This window comes from Corynebacterium sp. UMB8791 (assembly GCF_054166365.1).
On record NZ_JBSZCG010000186.1, the window covers coordinates 36303 to 57404 of the forward strand.

Sequence of the window (21102 nt, forward strand, 5' to 3'; positions counted from 1 at the left end):
CGGAAGAACAGCTGTTGCGCTACAGTGCGCTATTGCTTAGTAGAACCGGACGTAATTAGGAAGCGTTATTTCTTTCACCGCAAATGAAGCGGAAGTTCGTCTCACGGCGGACTTCAAGCAGGGTGGTACCGCGTGGCGTTGTTCGCTGCGTCCCTGTGACAAGGTAAGCATTGTGCGTGAAGGAGAGACGGAGATGAGCAAGGTCGGAAGTGTCTACCCAAAGGTAGATCTGACCGGGGGAAGTGCCGCGTTTCCAAAAAAGGAGGAGCAGGTACTGAAGTACTGGAACGAGGATGATACGTTCCAGGCATCGCTGAAGCAGCGCGAAGACTGCGAAGAATATGTGTTTAACGACGGCCCTCCGTTCGCCAACGGTTTGCCACACTACGGCCACCTGCTGACGGGCTACGTCAAGGACATCGTGCCACGCTACCGCACGATGGCTGGTTACTACGTTCCGCGCGTGTTTGGTTGGGACTGCCACGGCCTTCCCGCGGAGCTCGAGGCTGAGAAGCAGCTCGGCATCAAGGATAAGGCTGAGATCGAAAACATGGGTCTGGCACAGTTCAACGAGTACTGTGCCAAGTCCGTGATGCACTACGCCGATGAGTGGAAAGAGTATGTGACTCGCCAGGCTCGTTGGGTGGACTTCGATAACGGCTACAAGACGATGGAACTGCCGTACATGGAGTCCGTCATGTGGGCGTTTAAGACCCTGTATGACAAGGGGCTGATTTACCAGGGCTTCCGCGTGCTGCCGTACTCGTGGGCGGAGCATACGCCGCTGTCGAACCAAGAGACGCGTCTGGATGATTCTTACCGCAACCGCCAGGATCCGACCGTAACCGTAACGATGCCGTTTACGGGTGGGCGTGAAGGATTTGCTGCTGCGGAGACCTGGAAGCAGCACCCTGAGCTGCACGACGCAGCTGCGATCGCCTGGACCACTACGCCATGGACGCTGCCGTCGAACTTGGCGCTTGCGGTCCATCCGGACGTTGAGTATTCGCTGGTCCGTGTTGGTGCGGACGGTGAAGAGGTGGTCGTCGGCAAGAAGCTGCTGCTGGCGACGGAGCTCATCGGCGCGTACGCGAAGGAGCTCGGCGAGGAGCGCGAGGTTGTCGCCACCTTCAAGGGCTCCGAGCTCGAGGGCTTGGAGTACGAGCCGGTCTTCGACTACTTCCGTGACCAGGAAAAGGCGTTCATGGTGTTGAACGCGGACTACGTGACCACCGAGGACGGCACGGGCGTTGTTCACCAGGCGCCTGCGTTCGGTGAAGACGATATGTACACCTGCCAGGAGTACGGGATCGACCTAGTCATCCCGGTTGATGCTGATGGTAAGTTCACCTCGCTGGTGCCGGAGTACGCAGGCAAGCTGGTTTTTGATGCGAACCGTGACATCATCCGTGACCTTCGTGCGAAGCACCGCGTGGTCCGTGACCAGACGATTGAACACTCCTACCCGCACTCCTGGCGTTCGGGCGAGCCGCTGATCTACATGGCGCTTCCGGCGTGGTTTGTGAAGGTCACTGAGTTCCGCGACCGCATGGTGGAGCTGAACCAGGAGATCGACTGGATCCCATCGCACATTCGGGACGGCCAGTTCGGTAAGTGGTTGGAAGGCGCGCGTGACTGGAACATTTCGCGTACCCGCTACTGGGGCTCACCGGTGCCGGCGTGGGTGTCGGATAACCCGGAGTACCCGCGTGTGGACGTCTATGGGTCGCTCGAAGAGCTGGAGAAGGACTTCGGCGTTCGCCCGAAGTCGCTGCACCGCCCAGACATTGATGAGCTGGTCCGCCCGAACCCGGACGATCCGACCGGGAAGTCGATGATGCGTCGCGTGCCGGACGTGTTGGACTGCTGGTTTGATTCTGGTTCGATGCCGTTTGCGCAGTACCACTACCCGTTTGAGAATGTTGAGGAGCACGACGCTCGTCAGCCTGCGGACTTCATCGTGGAGTACTCGGGCCAGTCGCGTGGTTGGTTCTACGTGCAGCATGTCTTGGCGACGGCACTCTTCGACCGCCCGGCGTATAAGAAGGTCGTTGCGCACGGCATCGTGCTGGGCAATGACGGTCTGAAGATGTCGAAGTCGAAGGGGAACTACCCGAACGTCAACGAGGTCTTCGACCGTGATGGTTCCGACGCGATGCGTTGGTTCCTCATGTCTTCGCCAATTCTTCGTGGCGGCAACCTCATCGTGACGGAGCAGGGCATCCGCGAGGGCGTGCGCCACGCGTTGCTGCCGATCTGGAACGCGTACACCTTCCTGCAGTTGTACTCCTCCGAGGAGGCGAAGTTCAGCGTCGATTCGCAGGATGTGCTGGACCGCTACATCTTGGCGAAGACGCATGACCTCGTGGCTGCGGTGAAGGAGGCGCTCGACGACACTCGCATCGCGGACGCCTGTGACGAGGTCCGTCGCTTCGCTGACTCGCTGACGAACTGGTACGTGCGCCGGTCACGCGACCGTTTCTGGGCGGGTCAGGAGGAGCATCCTGAGGCGTTTGACACGCTGTACACGGTCCTGGAGATCCTGACCCGTGTGACGGCCCCGTTGCTGCCGTACATCAGTGAGGTCATCTGGCGTGGCCTGACCGGTGGTCGCTCGGTGCACTTGGCGGACTTCCCGTCCGCGGATGCAATCCCGGCGGACCCTGCACTAGTCAGCGCGATGGATGCAACGCGCGCGGTGTGCTCCGCTGCTTCGTCGGTGCGTAAGTCGAAGAAGCTGCGCAACCGCTTGCCACTGCCGAAGCTCACGGTGGCGCTGGCGGGCTCGGACCAGCTGCAGGACTTCGCGTCCGTGATCAAGGATGAGGTCAACGTGAAGGAAGTCGTGCTGACTGACGACGTCGACTCCGTTGGTTCCTTCGAGGTTGTGGTGAACGCGAAGGTCGCGGGTCCAACGCTGGGCCGTGACGTACAGCGCGCTATCAAGAACGTCAAGGCAGGCAACTACGTCCGAGAAGGCGAAAACGTTGTTGTCGACGGCGACATCGTGCTCACCCCGGAGCTCTACACCGAGCGCCTAGTGGCTGAGGACCCGACGAGTACCGCTCGGGTTGACGCTACCGATGCCGTCGTTGGCCTGGTCGTGCTTGATACGGAGCTGACCGAGGAGCTCGAGGCCGAGGGCTGGGCAGCAGACGTGATTCGTGGTCTGCAGGATGCTCGTAAGCAGGAAGGATACGAAGTCTCTGACCGCATCTCGGTACAGCTGTGCGTACCTTCCGACAAGGTCGAGTGGGCGCAGCGCCACGCTGAGCACATCGCGCATGAGACGCTCGCGACGTCCTTCGAGATCGTCGAGACGCTCAACGGCGAGGCGCACACGATTCACGAAGGTGTGAGCGCAGCGATTGCTAAGCAGTAATTTGCGATGAAACGTTGGGTCCTGCACATCGACATGGATGCGTTCTACGCATCCTGTGAGCAGCTCACACGCCCAACGTTACGTGGACGCCCCGTCCTCGTTGCTGGTGTCAACGGGCGGGGCGTTGTCGCGGGCGCAAGCTATGAAGCCCGCAAGTATGGGGCGCGTTCCGCAATGCCGACCCACCAAGCTGCGAAGCTGGTGGGTCCGCGAGCGGTGCTCGTTGCCCCGCGGCGCCCGGTGTACAAGGTGGCGTCGCAACGCGTGTTTGAAATCATTGAGCGCAGGGTCAGCGTCGTGGAGCAGCTCTCTATCGACGAGGCGTTCATGGAGCCCGAGGAGCTCGCGGGAGCGAATCCGGAGACCGTGCTTGAGTGGGCCAACGAGCTACGTGGAGACATTAAGGATGAGACAGGCTTGCCAAGCTCGATTGGTGCGGGCAGTGGTAAGCAATACGCGAAGATCGGCTCGGGCCTGGCAAAACCCGACGGGGTGTACATTTTGCCTCACGAACAGCAGGAAGCGCTGCTGCACCCTCTGAACGTCAACGAGTTGTGGGGCGTTGGGCCTGTCACGGAGGCGAAGCTTGCGCAGGCCGGGATTGAAACGATCGGGGACTTCGCGGCGCTGAGCGAGAAGGAAGTCGATATCGCGCTCGGAGGGGTCGTCGCGAAGCAGTTGTGGCAGCTGGCGCGGGGGCACGATGATCGTCCGGTGGCGCCGAGGGCCGTGGCGAAGCAGATTTCTTCCGAGCACACTTTTCCCCAGGACCTGACCACTGCGGCCGAGGTTGACGCCGCGGTCGAGCGCGCCGCCGAGGAGTCGCACAGGCGCTTGCTGAAAGATGGGCGCGGTGCGAGGACTGTGACGGTGAAGCTAAGGATGGCGGACTTCCGCATTGAGTCGCGTTCTGCGACGCTGCCTTACGCCACTGACGATGCGGAGACACTGCGCGCGACGGCGTTTCGCATCGTGCGCTACCCGGACGAGGTCGGCCCGATCCGGCTCGTAGGCGTGTCCTACTCAGGACTCGAAGATGCGCTGCAGGACGTGCTGTTTCCGGAGCTAGACCAGGAAATCATCCGGCCTGTACCCGCTGACAGTGATTACGAATCCGGGGTCAGCGACCACGTGGCCAGCAGCGATGTTGCAGTCGAGCTATACGACGGGCCTACCAACGGCGTGTGGCGCGCCACCCAGGACATTTACCACGAGGACTTCGGCCACGGCTGGGTCCAAGGCGCGGGCAAAGGCTGGGTGAGCGTGCGTTTTGAAACGAGGGCCACGGGACCTGGGAAGATGCACACATTGCGTATCGACGACCCCAAGCTCCAGCCAGCGGACCCGGTGGATTCCCTTGCGTGGCAGGACTGGCTCGACTCAGAACACTGACGCCGGATCCACGCCGTTGGCCAGCGCGGTCGCGAGCGCGATGCGCGCCTGACCAGCGCGTAGGAACCCCGCGGCGATCGCCCCTTGGGAGCCGAGGGTAGCGCCACCACCGGTGCCGCCGTAGGCGAAAGTGACCTCGCCGTACGGCACGGAGCTGGTGATTACGACGGGGATATCCGAATCGAGTGCGCGGGTGATTGCCTCACCCATGCCGGGGCCAACATTGCCGGATCCGAGCGCCTCGATCACGATGCCATCCGGGTTCATACTGGTCACGGCATCCACGATCTCGCCGTCCGCGCCGGGCCATGCGCGCAGGATGGGAATGTGAATGGCTGCCAACGGCTTGCAGGCAAGTGCTGCGGGGCGGGGAAGTGGGCGTTCGCTGCTCAAGGTGAAGGCTTCGAGGGCGTGTGTGTCGCGCTTCAACAGCCCGCGGGCGGGCAGGGTGGCGCCGCCGAAGTGGAGGAGTACGCCGTTGTTGCGTCGAAGCGGATCTGCGGCGGCGGCAATTGCGCCCGCGAGGTTCCCGGGGCCGTCGGGGTGTTCGTGGTCGGCGGCGTGCTGGGCACCGGTAAGCACAATAGGGCGGGGGTCGTCGTGCACGATGTCGAGTGCGAATGCGGTCTCCGCCATGGAGTCGGTGCCGTGGCTAATTACGATGCCACTGATCTGCGGGTCTTGCAGTGCTTGTGCAGTGAGGGAGCGAAGCTTGTCGATGTCAGCGAAGGTGATCGCGGACGAGTCGAGACGCAGCGCGTCATACACGCGGACGGGCTCGGTGGTGCCACTGGAGTGGACGAGGTCTTCAGCGCTAAGGCTTGGAACGAGTGCACCTTCAGAGTTTGCGGTGCATGCGATGGTGCCACCGGTGGCGATGAGCAGTACGAAAGATTCCATAACTCACAGCGTGCCAGAGTGGCGTATTGGTGCCAAGGTAAAAACGCCGGTAACGTTGGCAAGGTTAGAGCGGTGTCGGATCGCTAACTGTGACCGTGAGCCGCTGAAGACAATGCTTCAAGGAGAAATCGTGAAAGCAGCACCGATCGTAGCTGTCGCCGCCGCGCTGGGCATCGGGCTCGGCGTGAGCGCATGCTCTGGCGACAACAGCCAGGATGATCCCGCGACCACAGCAACGCAGGCCACCAGCGAGTCTGTCGCGCCCGCCGCGCAGCAGCCAACCGCTGAAGAACTCAACGCAGTGCTCATGCGCGCAACCGATGCAAGCCTGCCGATTGAGGAGCGCGTGAACACGGTCCAGGGCGGCGAGAACGTCCCTGAACTGTTCGACGTGATGGCGCAGTCCCAGGAGGAGTCCGGCGCGAACTTCCAGGTCGTACCGCCTGTGCTTCCTGGCTACACCCCGGATACCGTTCTGGCAACGGTCAGCTTCACCCGTCCCGACTCCCAGCCGCAGCTCGCGGAGGACGTGGAATTCGTCTTCGAAGACGGCGTGTGGAAGCTTTCTCAGGTCTGGGCATGCACACTGATCAACAACACCCTGCCGCCTGAGCAGGTGCCAGAGATGTGCAAGAGCTCCGCTCCGCAGCCGGCAGCCCCGGCTGAAGAGCAGCCAGGTGAGCAGCCTGCGGAAGGCTACCAGCAGGCACCGAACCTCTAAGCAGACACTACTGCTTATCCGCGCGCCAGAGCTCCTCAGTCCACAACGTGGCGAGAGTCAGAGTTCTGGCGCGTGCGTCTTTCTTGGCCTGGCGCTCGTGCCACTGGCGGCGTACCCAACGGTCATGGCTGGTGATGATGACGGTGCCCTCGAATGCGAGCAAGGCGTGCTCCAGCTCTTCGGCCAGTGCAAGCGAGAGGTGGTTTGTCGGCTCGTCGAGCAGCAGCAGGTCAGGCGGGCACGCCAGGATGATGCCGAGTGAGACGCGGCGACGCTGGCCGAGCGAGAGGTCGTCGAGCTTCTTCGCCGCCTGCTCCTCGGTCATCAGGCCCATTTCTACGAGGTCTGGCACACCCTCTGGGGTGAGCTCCGCGAACACTTCGGCCGCGGTTTTGTCGAGGTCCGTCCACGAGTCGTCCTGCTCGAGGCGTGCGACGGTCATCTCTTCCGGCATGATGATCTCGCCCTCGTAGTCGCGCAGCTGGCCGTCGATAATTTTCAGCAGCGTGGACTTGCCGGAGCCATTTGGGCCTTCAACGAGGAGCTGCTGGCCGGGCTGCACTTTGATACTCAGTGGGGCGAGGCGGTCAGGAACGGAGAGGTTCTGGGTGACCAGCGCCGGGAGTCCAAGCGAGGTCGCGGTATGCGGCGGAAGGCCGCGGAAGCGCAGGCGAGCCGGCGGCTCCGGAATCTCCGTTCGCTCAAGCGCTTCGAGGCGTTGCGACGCCGAGCGCCTGCGGTTGCCCACCGTCTTCGCCGCGCGGTCCGCCTGGTACTTTGCCGCCATTCGGATGTCAGAAGAAGCTTCTTGGGAGTGGAAGATGTCCTCGCCGGTTTGCTCAGCGGCCTTCTCAAGCCTGGCGCGCTCGTGCTCTTGCGCTGCGTAGTCGCTTTCCCAGCGGCGGCGTCGGTCCTCGCGGGCCTTGAGGTAGTCGCTGAACGCGCCACGGTAGCGGGTGCCCTGGCGGGTCTCCTCGCCGAAGCCGCCCTCGGCTCCAAGGCCGGGGTCGAGGTCGACGATGCCGTCGCAGGCGGTGTCGAGGAAGTAGCGGTCGTGCGACGCGGCGAGTACAGGCCCTTTGAATGCCTCGAGCTCGCCGATGAGGAAGTCGACGGCTTCGTCGTCGAGGTGGTTGGTCGGCTCGTCGAGGACCATGGCGTCCACCGGGTGTAGCAGCAGCGTGGCCAGTGCAAACCGTCGGCGTTGCCCGCCAGACATCTCGCCCAGTGGGGTGGCCAGGTCGACGTTCGCAAGGCCGAGGCCAGCCAACACGGTAGCGATGCGGGCATCTAACTCCCACACGCCGGAGTTTTCCGCGCGGGACAACGCCCGGTCGTATGCGTCGGCCGCCTCCTGGTCGTCTGGGTTGTCGACCATGCGCTGCGCAAAGGTTGAGATGTCTTCCTCGACAGCGCGAAGCTCTTTTACGGCTTCGTCGATAAGTGATTGGGCGGGCTCGCTGAACGGCAGCGAGGTTTCCTGCGGGATGAAGCCCGTGATCGGGGGCGTGATAAGCACCCCTGCGTCGGGTTTCAGCTCTCCGGAGATGATGCCGAGCAGCGTCGATTTGCCGGCGCCGTTCTCTCCGATGAGCCCGGTGACAGACCCGGATGGCACCGCGAAAGAAATGTCGGTGAGGACGCGGTGTCCGCCTGGGTACGAAAACGAAATGCCGTCAAGGCCAATATGCAGTGGGGCAGTCATGGGATGTTCCTCGTCATCAAATGTGGGCCGTCTCTTATACGTTATAGTCCACAACGCTCGTGGTGTCTTGGGCCACACGGGTATCGGCTTCGTCACTGCCGTAGACAAGCCGCGTAGCGGTAAGCACAGAACCGCCCACCGGAAGTGGCGAATGCAGGTCCACCGTCAGCGAGCCCTCCGAGTGCGAAGTGTTGCTCACCACGTGCAGCGTCGTGCCGTCTAGGGCGCCAGCGACCTCGTTATCAATCGTGATGGATCGCTTGAGCGGGCGTTCCTGGACATCTACTTTCAGCTCGAGTGTTGCGTCCTGTGCGGATTCCAGCGTGTACGTGGTGGTCCGTAGCATGTCCGAGGCACCAAGTCCTCGCTGCTCAACTTTCCAGGAGCCGCCTACGCCGACTGGCTCATCCGGGAAGACAACTTGCCACGACATCAACTCGAGCAAGTTCTGCTCGGCGATGGCCCGGCCTTCCTCATCGGAATCCGCCGTAGGCATCAGTTGTACCGCCGATACTGTGCCGTTAGGGTCGCTGTGCCAGCGCATCTGGAAGCCCTCGTTTGACGTCAAGCTGTTCTGCATCGCTAAATCCGAGTGCTCTAACCCTTCTGCGACAAGGTCTACCTGGCGCACAGCACCCTCGTTGTTGCTCTCTGAAGTGTGCGTCGAAACGGTCAGCGTGACTGTGTCGCGCTCGTGCTCGCGCGCGATGACCGGCTCCGAGCCCTCCTCGCCGGGGTACTGCGCAATCGCGTGCGACAGCGCGACCCGCTGCGGCGCCGTAGTTTCGCTGTCTGCTGATGCGCCGTCCTCGTACTTCCACACCTGCGGGTTTTGTCCTTGTGAAAGTACCTGCACGACTGGTGACTCAACGGCGAACTCGGGAATGTCAGCGAATGGATCCGGCTCCTCGGCGCTGCATGCAGTGAGCGCAAAAACCGCGGCGGTGATGGTCAGAGGGCCGAACAATGAACTTTTGGGATGAGCGGAGTACAACACAACTTCACAAGCTACAGCATTTGCATACTACAGTTATCTGCGATGGGTAATTCAAAGGAATCACGTGTGCGCGGCGGGGCGTCAGCGAAGCGACGGTCGCTCGGTGTGATCGTCGGCGTCATGCTCGCTATTGCTGCTGTGGATCAAATAGTCAAGCAGATCATGGTGGCATCGTTGACGCCTGGAGTGCCTGTCCCGGTCATCGGCGATTGGGCACGTCTGTATTTGTTGTTTAATCCCGGCGCCGCGTTTTCGATGGGACAGAACTCGACGTGGCTGTTCACGACGATCCAGCTTGTGTTCGTTATCGGTGCGTTGATCTATGCCCCACGCCTTGCTGGCAGGTGGGAGACACTTGGGGTGGCGTTGATCGCGGGAGGGGCGCTTGGCAATCTCATCGATAGGCTCGCGCGCGAGCCGGGCTTTTGGTTCGGCCATGTCGTTGACTACATCTCCATCGGTTCGTTTGCAGTGTTCAACCTTGCCGACGCCGCCATCACCATCGGGGTGGCCGTCGTCGTCATCTCGATGTTTGCAAAGGAGGCGCGGTCGTGAGTACGGGGTTTCGCGCGCTTCCGGTGCCTGAGGGGCTGTCGGGGATGCGCGTTGACGCGGCAATTGCAAAGCTCTTTGGGGTCTCGCGCAGTGTTGCGGCAGAGATGATCGCCGACGGCAGCGTACTTATCGACGCCTCCCCAGTACAGAAATCCGATCGTGTTACTGCGGGCGCCCTGCTGGAGGCCACGCTGCCACCGCCGAAGCGCGCGCCGGAGCCTGTGGCCGAGCACGTCGACGGACTCGACGTGATCTACCACGACGCGGACGTCATCGCTGTGGACAAGCCGGTAGGCGTTGCCGCCCACCCAACACTGGGTTGGGAGGGGCCAACCGTGGTCGGTGGGTTGCAGGCGATGGGTTTTACACTGCCAGATGCTGGCCCCCCGGAGCGCAAGGGGATTGTGCAGCGATTGGACGTCGGCACGTCCGGAGTGATGGTTGTCGCAAATAGTGTGCGTGGCTATTCGGTGCTGAAGCGTGCGTTCAAGGACCGAACGGTGCACAAGACGTACCACGCGGTGGTGCAGGGGCTGCCTGACCCGATTGTCGGCACGATTGACGCGCCGATCGGGCGCCATCCGTCGGCGGGGTGGAAGTTTGCTGTCACGGCGGATGGGCGCCAGAGTATTACGCACTACGAGGTGCTCGAGGCGTTTCGCCAGGCAAGCCTGCTTGAGGTCCATCTGGAAACAGGGCGCACACACCAGATTCGTGTCCACATGTCTTCGGTAGGGCACCCGTGCGTCGGCGACCCAATGTACGGGTGTGACCCGAACCTTGCCGCCAAACTTGCGCTCAACCGACAGTGGCTGCACGCCACCAGCTTGACGTTCGACCACCCAAGTACCGGAAAGCCAATGACGGTGAAATCTTCCTACCCGGACGACCTGCAGCATGCCTTGGACATGTTGCGATCGGCGAACCGTGGCTAACCAGGCAAAGGGATGGCGGGGCGCAATCGCGGCGTTGCTCGCCGGTGCTTTGCTTTACGGATGCTGCTACCTTGTTGGCGTCAATAATCCACCGGAGCAACCTGTGCTGCAAGGGGATGCCCTTGGGGTGGAACAAGGTGAGACGGCGCAGGCGTACGCGGCGCGCGCGGAGCAGAGCCTCGAGGAGGCAGCGCAGGCAGGTGAACAGGCTCATTTCGCGCTTGTATCGTTTAGCCATCCTTTAGACCCAGAAGAAGCAGACGCAGTGCTACGCCCGATTGGGCGTGTGAATGCCGTGATCACCAAGTTAGGTGCGAATCCAGTCGGAGAGCCTGCGCCCGGAGCGTCGCGCGCCGAAATATTCCGAGAAGTCTCAGCGCACATTGAAGGCGCAGTCGTCTACGACACTGTTGCCCATTTGGCTGATGTGAATGATGTGAACGATGTTTTTGCTGTGGAAGTTTTACCAGCTGACGCAGTGTGGGGAGCATTTGCAATCCGGCCCGAAAGTTTCATAGACGCACAGGGCGGGCGTGTATAGTTTTTCGGGATTGCACCTATACGCGCGCCCAAATGATGCGCGGAAAACAACACGAGGAGAGACATTGGTTTCCGATCCTGGAGTCAACGCCCGAAGCCCGCAGCGTCAGCGATTTTCGAAAACGCGAATTGTGGGTGCCACGCTGGCTACAACTGCAGCGTTATTTGCAGCCTCGTGCGGCGCTATTGGCGGTGGTGAAGACGGTGGGCACGATGGTTTGCTCGCCGGAGATTACACGATTGCTGCAGAGGAAAACCTCACCAACAGCATCGTGGTCAACGGCAACATCGCGCCGATTCGCTCTGTCAGCATCACGACCCCGCTGCAGTCCGAGGTGGAGCGACTCGCAGTCCAGCCCGGTGACCGCGTCGCGAAAGACCAGTTCTTGGTGCAGATGAACACCGACGCGCTGCAGCGCCAACTGGCGAAGCAGGAAAAGCAGCAAGCGAGCGCCCAGGCAGAAGCAATGCAGGGCGTTGAGCAGGCCAAGAGTCAGCTCAACGCGTACGACCAGGCGATGGCAAACGGCTCCAACCCGGCCGTGGCTCAGGCGCAGGCCCAGGTGGATCAGGCGCAGGCAGCGCTTGATGCTGCGCTTGCCGCGCAGGGTGGCGCACGGATGATCGCTTCGCCGAAGATCGCAGCCCACGTTCAAAAGATGGCCGGCGATTTGTCCTCCCGTCTGCCAGGCGGTTCCGGCCACGGCATCCGCACGGCACCTCCTGCAGCCCCGGCCGCGCCGGGTCAAGTTCCGGGTGGCGGCCAGGGTGCTGTCCCGATGCTGAGCGTGGAGCAGGCTCGAGCTGCACTTCAGGAGTCGCAAGCCGCGCTGGAGGCCGCCAAGGCGCAGGCCGGGCAGGAGCGGCAGCAGCTCCAGGCACAGGTTGACTCCGCGTGGCGCGCAGCAGAGAATGCTTCTGCCGCTGACGACGACGGCACGCTGCAGCTCCAAGTGCAGGAAGCAACGATTAACGCTCCAATGGCTGGCGTAGTCACCAACGTTGACGTGCAGGTAGGCGATATCCCGCAGGGTCGCGTCCTTGGCATCGCAGATGACTCCCGACTGTTGATCCGCGCGAGTGTGCGCGAGGCGGACGTCCCGGCGATCAAGCAGGACAACCGCGTTGAGTTCACCTCGACTGCGACGGGTAAGAAGAAGTTCACTGGGCGCGTCACGCGAGTTTCCCCGGTCGGTTCCACAGGCGCGAGTGCTGGTAGTGGGGCAGAGGCTGCAGCAGCAATGTCCGCAGGTGGCAGCGGTGGCGGGTCCTCGGTGATGTTCCCGGTTGAGATCGAAGTCACCGGTGACAAGGAAGGGCTGTTGCTTGGCGGCAGTGTGCGTGCTGAAATTATCACTGAAGAGGCGAAGAACTCCATCAACATTCCTCGCGATGCCGTCTATGACGAGAACAAGATTTTGGTGCTCGCAACGGAGAACCCCGGCGACACCAGCGGCGTCGTAGAAGAGCGCACTGTCAAGACCGGTGCGAAGAATGACGTTGACGTCGCTGTCACGGGGGGCGAGCTCAAGCCAGGCGACATCGTGATCAACTGGCCTGAGAACTTCAAGGACAAGGTTGGCTCCACGGTGAAGGTCAACGATGAAAACTTTGATCCTGAGCAGGTAAAGGACGCAAAGGACAAGAAGCCGACAGGCAGTGCCGCTGCAACCACTCCGGCGACGTCTTCTGCAGCGCCGAAGTCTTCCGCGCCAGCGGAAAAGGAGGGGTAGGCGATGGCACGGAATCCCTTCCGAAAGCACTCCCGACAACGCGTACAGGACGATGCCACCGACGCAGAGTTCGACGAGTTGTTTGAGGCCGCCGAGCCTTCGACGGAGGAGCTCGAAGTACCAACGCCGACAGAGCCAGTTGCGCAACCTCAACCAGCACTGCACACACCTGCAGGGCAAGAGGCGATGTCGAAGAGCGGTCTGCTCATTGACATGCGCAGGATCGTCAAGACGTACAACGTCGGAGAGCCCAGCGAGCTGACCGTGCTGCATGGCATCGACTTCCATGCAGAGCAGGGCGAATTTGTCTCTATCGTCGGCCCGTCGGGTTGCGGCAAGTCGACGCTGATGAACCTGGTTGGCATGCTCGACCGGCCGACAGACGGCGCGTACGCGTTCAACGGCGAGCCGGTGTACGCCAAGTCGGACAACGAGCTGGCCGCGTATCGTAGCCAGAACATCGGCTTTATCTTCCAGAACTTTAACCTGATCGGTCGAATCGACGCGTTGCAAAATGTGGCGATGCCAATGATGTATGCGGGCGTCGATAAGAAAGAGCGCGAGGAGCGCGCCGCTGAACTTCTTAACATGATGGGCATGGGCGACCGCTTGCACCACAACCCGAACGAATTGTCGGGCGGACAGAAGCAGCGCGTGGCGATTGCCCGGAGCCTTGCGAACGACCCTGACCTGCTGCTCGCGGATGAGCCTACCGGTGCCCTGGACTCCAAGACGGGCCGCATGGTGATGGACCTCTTCCACGAGCTGCACGACGACCTTGGTAAAGCCATCGTCTTCATTACGCACAACCCTGAGTTGGCAGAAGAAACTGGCCGCATTGTAGAGATGATGGACGGGCGCATCGCGCAGGTTCGCGCCCCACTGGGGGCGAGGCCATGAACGTAGGAGAGTCAATCAAGCTTGCCTCCTCGTCGCTTCGGAAGAACAAGCTTCGCTCGTTGCTGACGCTGCTGGGCATCATTATCGGCATTATGGCAGTGGTCATTATTATGACGCTGGGTCGTGGTCTGGAGCGCCAGGTGATGTCGGGGCTTGAAGGCGTCGGCACTACGACGCACCCGGTGATGGTGCATGAGCGTCCCGATGACGCGGATGCATCCGAGGATCCCTTCGCGGCGTTTTCTTACGCGCCACCATCCGATGAGCGCAACGCAGTCACTCCCGAGCAGCTCGATGAGCTGCGTCAGGCATTTGGGGACCGTATCCAGGGCGTGGACATCGATGTTTCCACGAGTGGGGAAGTGGTCTCCGATGACACAACTGTGTCCACGAACGTCAAGCCGGTCCTTGCAGACTCGATGAAGGTGCGAAACATCGAAGTGCAGTTCGGCCGCGAGATTTCCCAGGATGACATCGATGGGCACCGGCCGCTCGCAGTCGTGAGCCCCTCGCTTATCGACGCCCTCTTCGACGGCAACGCCCAAGCCAGTTTGGGCAAGCGCATCGATGTGGTTGTAGACGACCAGCCGGCAGTGTTCACTATCGTGGGCGTGCTCGATGGCGAGGAAGATTCCCGCGGCGGCGGAATGTTTGGTGCCGCAGAACAGTTTGCGGACATCTATATCCCGCTCACCGCTGCAGATCGCGTTGGGCTTGACAGCGACTGGTTCACGTCATTTTTGGTGCAATCGGCGCCGGATGAAGACGCGAAGACCTTCCAGGCCGACCTGCAACACTACATGGACCGTTGGTACGCCAATAACGAGGATTACACCATTGAGGTGGTGGATCTTTCCTCGAGCTTGGAAGAGCTGACGAGCGTATTCCGCATCATGTCGACGGTGCTCTCCGCTATTGGCGGAATCTCTCTGTTGGTCGGTGGCATTGGCGTGATGAACATCATGCTGATCACCGTCACTGAGCGCACACGGGAAATCGGTGTGCGCAAGGCGCTGGGTGCCAAGCAAAGCGATATTCGTACGCAGTTCATCGTCGAAGCGATGCTGGTGTGCCTGATTGGCGGCATCATCGGTGTAATTCTGGGCGGGGCGATTGGCATGATCGCGACGGCCGCGTTCGATGCCTTTACTTGGCCGCCGCTCGGCGCAATTGTGTTGGCGCTCGGGTTTTCGCTGGCAACCGGTATTTTCTTCGGTGCCTATCCGGCTGCGAAGGCTGCAAAGATGCAGCCTATTGATGCTTTGCGTTACGAATAAGTTCGCTGGTTGCTGGCTCTTTTGGCCGTGTCCGAAGTCTGGATAAGATGAAGCGCATGGCCAAAAAATCTTCCTTCGTCCACCTGCATAACCACACCGAGTTTTCGATGCTCGACGGCATGGCGAAAGTTGACATGCTTGCGGAGGAGGTTGTGCGCCAGGGAATGCCCGCGGTGGGCATGACTGACCACGGCAATATGTTCGGCTCGAACGCGTTTTACCGCCAGATGGTGGACGCGGGGGTGAAGCCGATCATTGGCATCGAGGCCTACTTGGCGCCGGAGTCGCGCCTGAATAAGAAGCGCGTGCTGTGGGGCACCCCTGACCAGAAGCGCGACGATGTGTCCGCCTCCGGTGCGTATCTGCACCAGACGATGCTGGCAGAAAACGCGACCGGCCTGCGCAATCTGTTCAAGCTCTCGTCGCTGGCTTCGTACGAGGGGCAGCTTGGTAAGTGGCCGCGCATGGATGCGGAGCTCGTCGCCGAACATGCCGACGGCATCATCGGCACCACGGGGTGTCCGTCGGGTGATGTGCAAACCCGTTTGCGGCTTGGCCAGTACCGTGAGGCCCTTGAGGCCGCGGCGATGTGGCAGGACATCTACGGCCGTGATAACTACTTCCTCGAGCTCATGGACCACGGTCTGGATATTGAGCAGCGCGTACGTAATGACTTGCTGCGCATCGGCAAGGAGCTCGACCTTCCGCCACTGGTGACGAACGACTGTCACTACGTCCTAGAGTCCCAGGCGCCGGCGCACGAGGCCATGTTGTGTGTGCAGACCGGCAAGACGCTGATGGACCCGGACCGCTTTAAGTTCGACGGCACCGGCTACTACATCAAGTCAGCTGAGCAGATGCGCGACCTGTGGGACTCTACGGTGCCTGACGCCTGCGATAACACCCTGTGGATCGCGGAGCGTGTCGGTGACTACAGCGAGCTGTGGGAGGAACATCCGCACGACCGGATGCCGGTGGCTGACGTGCCGGAAGGGGAGACCCCAACAACGTGGCTGCGCAAGGAAGTGATGCGTGGTTTGCAGGCGCGCTTCGAGGGCCGGGAGGTGCCGGAGGAGTACATCGAGCGCGCGAACTACGAGATCGACGTCATCGATATGAAGGGCTACCCGTCCTACTTCCTCATCGTTGCCGAGCTGATCAAGCATGCGCGCGAGGTCGGCATTCGCGTCGGGCCGGGCCGTGGCTCCGCGGCGGGTGCGCTTGTGGCGTACGCGCTGACCATCACGAACATTGACCCGATGGAGCATGGCCTGCTCTTCGAGAGGTTCTTGAACCCGGAGAGGCCGTCGGCACCTGATATTGATATCGACTTCGACGACCGCCGCCGCGGGGAAATGATCACGTACGCTGCAGAGCGCTGGGGCGAGGACAAGATCGCACAGGTGATTACCTTCGGCACGATTAAGACGAAGCAGGCTATTAAGGACTCGGCCAAGGTGAACTTCGGCCAGCCCGGCTTCCAGATGGCGGACCGTATTAACGCGGCGCTGCCTCCTGCGATCATGGCGAAGGACATTCCGCTGGCAGGTATTACGGATCCGGAACACCCGCGGTACAACGAGGCGACCGAGGTGCGCTCCATGATTGAGACTGACCCGGATGTAGCCCGCATCTACGAGACTGCGCGTGGCCTTGAAGGTACTGTGCGCCAGGCAGGCGTGCACGCTTGTGCCGTGATTATGGCGTCGGTGCCTTTGATGGACCACATCCCGATGTGGAAGCGGCCTGCCGACGGTGCGATCATTACTGGTTGGGACTACCCAGCGTGTGAGGCCATCGGCTTGCTGAAGATGGACTTCCTTGGCCTGCGAAACCTCACCGTGCTTGGCGACGCACTGGAAAACGTGAAGAAGAACCGCGGCGAGACCATCGACCTTGAGTCGTTGAGTACTGACGACCCGAAGGTATACGAGTTGCTCTCTCGCGGCGATACGCTTGGCGTGTTCCAGCTGGACTCGGGTGGCATGCAAGAGCTGCTCAAGCGCATGGGACCGACTGGTTTTAAGGACATCGTCGCTTCGCTCGCGCTGTATCGCCCAGGCCCGATGGGCATGAACGCCCACTGGGACTACGCGGACCGCAAGAATGGCCGCAAGCCGATTACCGCCATCCACCCGGAACTTGAGGAGCCACTGAAGGACATCCTGGACGAAACCTACGGTTTGATCGTGTACCAGGAGCAGATCATGGAGATCTCCCGAAAGGTTGCGAACTACACCGCTGGTGAGGCAGACGGCTTCCGTAAGGCCATGGGTAAGAAGAAGCCAGAGGTGCTGGCGCAGCAGTACGAGAAGTTCTGGTCGGGGATGCAGGACAACGGCTATTCCAAGAGCGCGATGGACGCACTGTGGCAGATTATTGAGCCGTTCGCCTCGTACGCGTTTAACAAGTCTCACGCTGCAGGTTACGCGCTAGTGTCCTACTGGACGGCGTACATGAAGGCGAACTACACCGCTGAGTACATGGCAGCGTTGTTGACCTCGGTGGGCGATAAGAAGGACAAGTCGGCGATCTACCTTTCCGACTGCCGCCACCTTGGCATTTCCGTGCTCCAGCCAGATATTAATGCTTCCGAAGAGAACTTTATGGCTGTTGGCGAGGACGTTCGATACGGCCTCGCGGCGGTGCGTAACGTCGGCGTCGAAGTTGTTGAGTCGATTAAGGAGACACGCCGGACGAAGGGCGAGTTCACGAGCTTCTCTGACTACCTCGACAAGATTGACCTACTGCCATGTAATAAGCGAATTACTGAATCTCTAATTAAGGCCGGTGCGTTTGACTCGCTTGGGCACCCGCGCAAGGGGTTGATGCTCATCCAGGAGGATGCCGTCGATTCTGTGCTTACCACGAAGAAGGCTGCTGACAAGGGGCAGTTCGACCTGTTCGCCTCTTTCGGAGGTGACGACGCTGTTGCTGCTGACAACGCGTTTGCGCTGCAGATCCCGGATGAGGAGTGGGACAAGAAACACAAACTTGCTCTCGAGCGTGAGATGCTGGGCTTGTATGTCTCGGGCCACCCGCTTGACGGCTTCGAGGAAGCAATTGACGCACAGACCGATACTCAGTTAACGACGATCCTCTCCGGCGAATTGCGAAACGGCGCCGAGGTAACGATTGGCGGTCTGATCTCTTCGGTCGATCGGCGTTTCTCGAAGAAGGACGGTTCCCCTTGGGCGATCGTCACGATTGAGGATCACCACGGCGCCTCCGTTGACGTGTTGCTGTTTAACAAGGTGTATTCGCTGGTTGCGCCACAAATTGTGGAAGACAATATCATCCTTGTGAAGGCGCACGTCTCGATCCGTGACGAACGCATGAGCCTGTTCGGCGACGACGTCAAAACGCCGGAGCTCGGGCCTGGCAACGGTGCTGGGCTGCCACTGCGTCTCACGCTGCGCACCGAGCAGTGCACTGTGGATAATATCCAGCGTTTGAAGGGCGTGCTGCAGAACAACCCGGGCGACTCGGATGTGTACCTGAACCTTGTACATGGCGACGAGACGCAAATGATGGTGTTAGGCGACCATCTGCGGGTGGAGCGTTCGGCGAGCTTAATGGGCGATCTGAAGGCGACGATGGGGGTTGGGATCCTCGGCTAGTGGAGGGGAGTGAATATATTCCCCGGTGTGAAAATCAGCTTGGCTACACTCTGTCGTTGGAATCAATACCAGCTAAGAGGCGAATGAGTGGAGCATAATATATGTCCGAGCACAAGATTTTGACAACACATGTTGGGTCCCTGCCGCGCACCCCTGAGCTGCTCGAAGCGAACCAACTTCGTTCGGAGCAGCAAATCAACGACGAGGACTTCAAGGAGATCCTTGAGCGCGCGATCGACGAGGTTGTGCAGCGCCAGGTTGACCTGGGCATCGACATCATCAACGAGGGTGAGTACGGTCACATCACCTCTGGCGCGGTCGACTACGGTGCTTGGTGGAACTACTCTTTCTCTCGTCTTGGTGGACTGACCATGACCGACGAGGACCGCTGGGCCTCGCAGGAGATCAAGCGTTCCACGCCTGGAAACATTGAGTTGACCAGCTTCGCTGATCGCCGAGACCGCGCACTCTTTTCCGAGGCGTACTCCGACCCGCACTCCGGCATTTTCACTGGCCGTGCGAAGGTTGGTAACCCGAAGTTCACGGGTCCGATTACCTACATTGGCCAGCAGGAAGTTGAGACGGACGTTGCACTGCTGAAGCGCTCCATGGATCGCGCCGGTGCCACGCAGGGGTTTGTCGCAGCGCTTTCGCCAGGCTCCGCCGCCCGTCTGAAGAATGAGTATTACAACACCGACGAAGAAGTCGTACAGGCGTGTGCTGCTGCGATGGCACACGAGTACAAGGCAATTACCGACGCCGGTTTGACCGTGCAGCTCGACGCACCTGACCTTGCGGAATCCTGGGATCAGATTAATCCCGAGCCGACCCTGGAAGACTACCGTGCGTGGCTGCGTATTCGTATCGACGCCATCAATGAGTCCATCCGCGACTTGCCGAAGGAACTGACTCGCCTGCACATTTGCTGGGGTTCGTGGCACGGCCCGCACGTTACCGACGTACCGTTCGGCGACATTATCGAGGAGATCCTGCGGGCAGAGGTTGGCGGCTTTTCCTTCGAGGGGGCATCGCCGCGTCACGCGCATGAGTGGCGCGTTTGGCAGGACCACGCGTTGCCAGAGGGCAGCGTTATTTACCCGGGTGTCATTTCGCACAGCACGAACGCTGTCGAGCACCCACAATTGGTTGCGGATAGGATCGTTCAGTTCGCCGAGGTCGTCGGCCCAGAAAACGTTATCGCTTCGGCAGACTGTGGCTTGGGTGGGCGCCTGAACCACCAGATCGCCTGGGCGAAGCTGGAATCACTGGTGAAGGGCGCGGAGATTGCATCACGTCAGCTCTTCGGCTAATCGGAAGTAGCAGAAGCGCTAAGGCCGGTGCCCACCTCGGAAAGAGATGGGCACCGGCCTTAGCGTTACTTGCTACGCAGCTACTTAAGCATGGACTTCAGTTTGTCCTGCGCTCCAGGGATAACCTTGATCGCCGCGGTGATCATCTGAATCAGCCCGACGAAGAGTGCGATGCCAGCCGAGATATAGCTGAAAATCTCGCGAGTTTCATCGGTCATGATGCCTTTGTTGATCGCTTCGGAGCTTGGGCCTTCAGCTTTTCGTGGCTCCGTGGTCTTTGGTACTGGCGAAGCGGTAACCGTCACGGTCACAGCAGGTGCTGTTTCTGTGGCAGTAACACGTGATTGCGTGGTCGGCGTGTCTTGCTTCTCTTGTGCCATCAGTGGGCTTGCCGTGAGGCAAGCACCACCGAGGGCGGTAGTAATGGCAAGAGCGACCAGTGAGCGTGTATTCACGTTCAACTCCCTGTTTGTCTGAAGTAGTGGTGAAGCTTAGAACACCTTCGGCACGTGGACGTGGCCGAGACCCAGGTGGAACTGCGCGTTTGCCATGTCGATGAGCTTGTTGAGGCCAGTCGGGTCGGACAGGACGATAAGGCCGGTGGTCAGGACCGCAGCGAGGATGCCTGCGAAAGCACCGAGGGCGTGTCCCTTAGAGCTGCCGGACGTCTTCGTGTTGTTGTTGGTGCCAGGATTCGTGTTGTTGTCGCCTGGTTTCTCGGTCTCGCCTGACTTTTCGGTCTCGCCTGGCTTCTCCTCGTCCTTCTTGTCGGACTCCTTGCCGGTGTCAGGGGTTTCCTGGGTGTTCTGATCCTTGGTGTCACCAGGGGTCTGCTCGGCGGTTGGAGCCGTGGTGTCCTTCGCTGGGGCGTTCTCCTCTGCGAACGCAGGGGCGACGGTCAACGAGATTGCGGTTGCGGCGGCAACGGCAACGGTGGAAATGCGCTTCATGAAATCTCCTGAAGTTGTTTGAAAGGATAGGAATTCGAGGCGAAACCACAGCAATGTCAATGAAATGCTACGGTTTCCACGAATTGTTGCTAGAAAATCTAGCAGACAAGCGACGATTTTAATAGTTAGACCGCTTGGACTGACTACTGCAAAGTATCACCTAGACGTGGTGCAGCGGTATACAC

16 protein-coding genes are annotated in these 21102 nt (G+C 60.6%); 11 read left to right on the forward strand and 5 right to left on the reverse strand.

What is annotated here, in order from left to right:
- Positions 1-193 precede the first annotated feature (193 nt).
- Together ileS and ACXIUA_RS11880 are read left to right on the forward strand one after the other, a co-directional pair.
- Positions 194-3382 carry an isoleucine--tRNA ligase gene (gene ileS, locus ACXIUA_RS11875; protein WP_457976943.1) on the forward strand — a complete coding sequence of 1063 codons (3189 nt, stop codon included), beginning with the start codon at positions 194-196 and terminating at the stop codon, positions 3380-3382.
- 6 nt (positions 3383-3388) lie between these two features.
- Positions 3389-4774 (forward strand): DNA polymerase IV, encoded by a 1386-nt coding sequence (locus tag ACXIUA_RS11880; protein WP_070976574.1) that lies wholly within the window; start codon positions 3389-3391, stop codon positions 4772-4774.
- Here the strand turns inward: ACXIUA_RS11880 and ACXIUA_RS11885 are convergent.
- Entirely contained in the window at positions 4763-5674 is a 912-nt protein-coding gene (locus tag ACXIUA_RS11885; RefSeq protein ID WP_457976932.1) for an asparaginase, read from the reverse strand. The two genes, ACXIUA_RS11880 and ACXIUA_RS11885, sit on opposite strands and share 12 nt — an antisense overlap.
- A 130-nt stretch (positions 5675-5804) precedes the next feature.
- Here ACXIUA_RS11885 and ACXIUA_RS11890 point away from each other — a divergent pair, with 130 nt between their 5' ends.
- On the forward strand, positions 5805-6395 hold the full coding sequence (locus tag ACXIUA_RS11890) for a hypothetical protein (protein ID WP_256041660.1): 591 nt from the start codon (positions 5805-5807) through the stop codon (positions 6393-6395).
- A 7-nt stretch (positions 6396-6402) separates the two neighbouring features.
- Here the strand turns inward: ACXIUA_RS11890 and ACXIUA_RS11895 are convergent, their stop codons facing one another.
- Positions 6403-8100, reverse strand: a complete 1698-nt coding sequence (locus ACXIUA_RS11895; protein WP_070976578.1) for an ABC-F family ATP-binding cassette domain-containing protein — start codon at positions 8098-8100, stop codon at positions 6403-6405.
- A 34-nt stretch (positions 8101-8134) separates the two neighbouring features.
- Positions 8135-9067, reverse strand: coding sequence for a DUF6263 family protein (locus ACXIUA_RS11900; RefSeq protein WP_070362227.1), 933 nt, complete (start codon positions 9065-9067; stop codon positions 8135-8137).
- Positions 9068-9139: 72 nt separating this feature from the next.
- Here ACXIUA_RS11900 and lspA point away from each other — a divergent pair, with 72 nt between their 5' ends.
- The 8 genes from lspA to ACXIUA_RS11940 all read left to right on the forward strand — a co-directional run bounded on the left by lspA (position 9140) and on the right by ACXIUA_RS11940 (position 19967).
- Positions 9140-9652, forward strand: coding sequence for a signal peptidase II (gene lspA / locus ACXIUA_RS11905; protein WP_457976933.1), 513 nt, complete (start codon positions 9140-9142; stop codon positions 9650-9652).
- 44 nt (positions 9653-9696) lie between these two features.
- Entirely contained in the window at positions 9697-10587 is an 891-nt protein-coding gene (locus ACXIUA_RS11910; RefSeq protein WP_070976582.1) for an RluA family pseudouridine synthase, read from the forward strand.
- Positions 10580-11128 carry a hypothetical protein gene (locus ACXIUA_RS11915; RefSeq protein ID WP_457976934.1) on the forward strand — a complete coding sequence of 183 codons (549 nt, stop codon included), beginning with the start codon at positions 10580-10582 and terminating at the stop codon, positions 11126-11128. Before ACXIUA_RS11910 ends, ACXIUA_RS11915 begins: the two co-directional genes overlap by 8 nt.
- A 64-nt stretch (positions 11129-11192) precedes the next feature.
- Positions 11193-12860, forward strand: a complete 1668-nt coding sequence (locus ACXIUA_RS11920) for an efflux RND transporter periplasmic adaptor subunit (RefSeq protein ID WP_457976935.1) — start codon at positions 11193-11195, stop codon at positions 12858-12860.
- A gap of 186 nt (positions 12861-13046) precedes the next feature.
- Positions 13047-13760, forward strand: coding sequence for an ABC transporter ATP-binding protein (locus ACXIUA_RS11925; protein WP_070478973.1), 714 nt, complete (start codon positions 13047-13049; stop codon positions 13758-13760).
- Positions 13757-15037, forward strand: coding sequence for an ABC transporter permease (locus ACXIUA_RS11930; protein WP_457976936.1), 1281 nt, complete (start codon positions 13757-13759; stop codon positions 15035-15037). The genes ACXIUA_RS11925 and ACXIUA_RS11930 overlap by 4 nt, the downstream gene beginning before the upstream one ends.
- 56 nt (positions 15038-15093) lie before the next feature.
- Entirely contained in the window at positions 15094-18657 is a 3564-nt protein-coding gene (dnaE, locus tag ACXIUA_RS11935; RefSeq protein ID WP_070362233.1) for a DNA polymerase III subunit alpha, read from the forward strand.
- 101 nt (positions 18658-18758) lie between these two features.
- Positions 18759-19967, forward strand: a complete 1209-nt coding sequence (locus ACXIUA_RS11940) for a cobalamin-independent methionine synthase II family protein (protein ID WP_256008080.1) — start codon at positions 18759-18761, stop codon at positions 19965-19967.
- 80 nt (positions 19968-20047) lie between these two features.
- On the opposite strand, the gene ACXIUA_RS11945 is transcribed toward ACXIUA_RS11940, so the two are convergent.
- Both ACXIUA_RS11945 and ACXIUA_RS11950 read right to left on the reverse strand, forming a co-directional pair.
- Positions 20048-20422 (reverse strand): hypothetical protein, encoded by a 375-nt coding sequence (locus ACXIUA_RS11945; protein ID WP_256008081.1) that lies wholly within the window; start codon positions 20420-20422, stop codon positions 20048-20050.
- A gap of 36 nt (positions 20423-20458) precedes the next feature.
- Complete coding sequence (locus tag ACXIUA_RS11950) at positions 20459-20917, reverse strand: hypothetical protein (protein WP_070362236.1); 459 nt, start codon at positions 20915-20917, stop codon at positions 20459-20461.
- Positions 20918-21102: the final 185 nt, after the last annotated feature.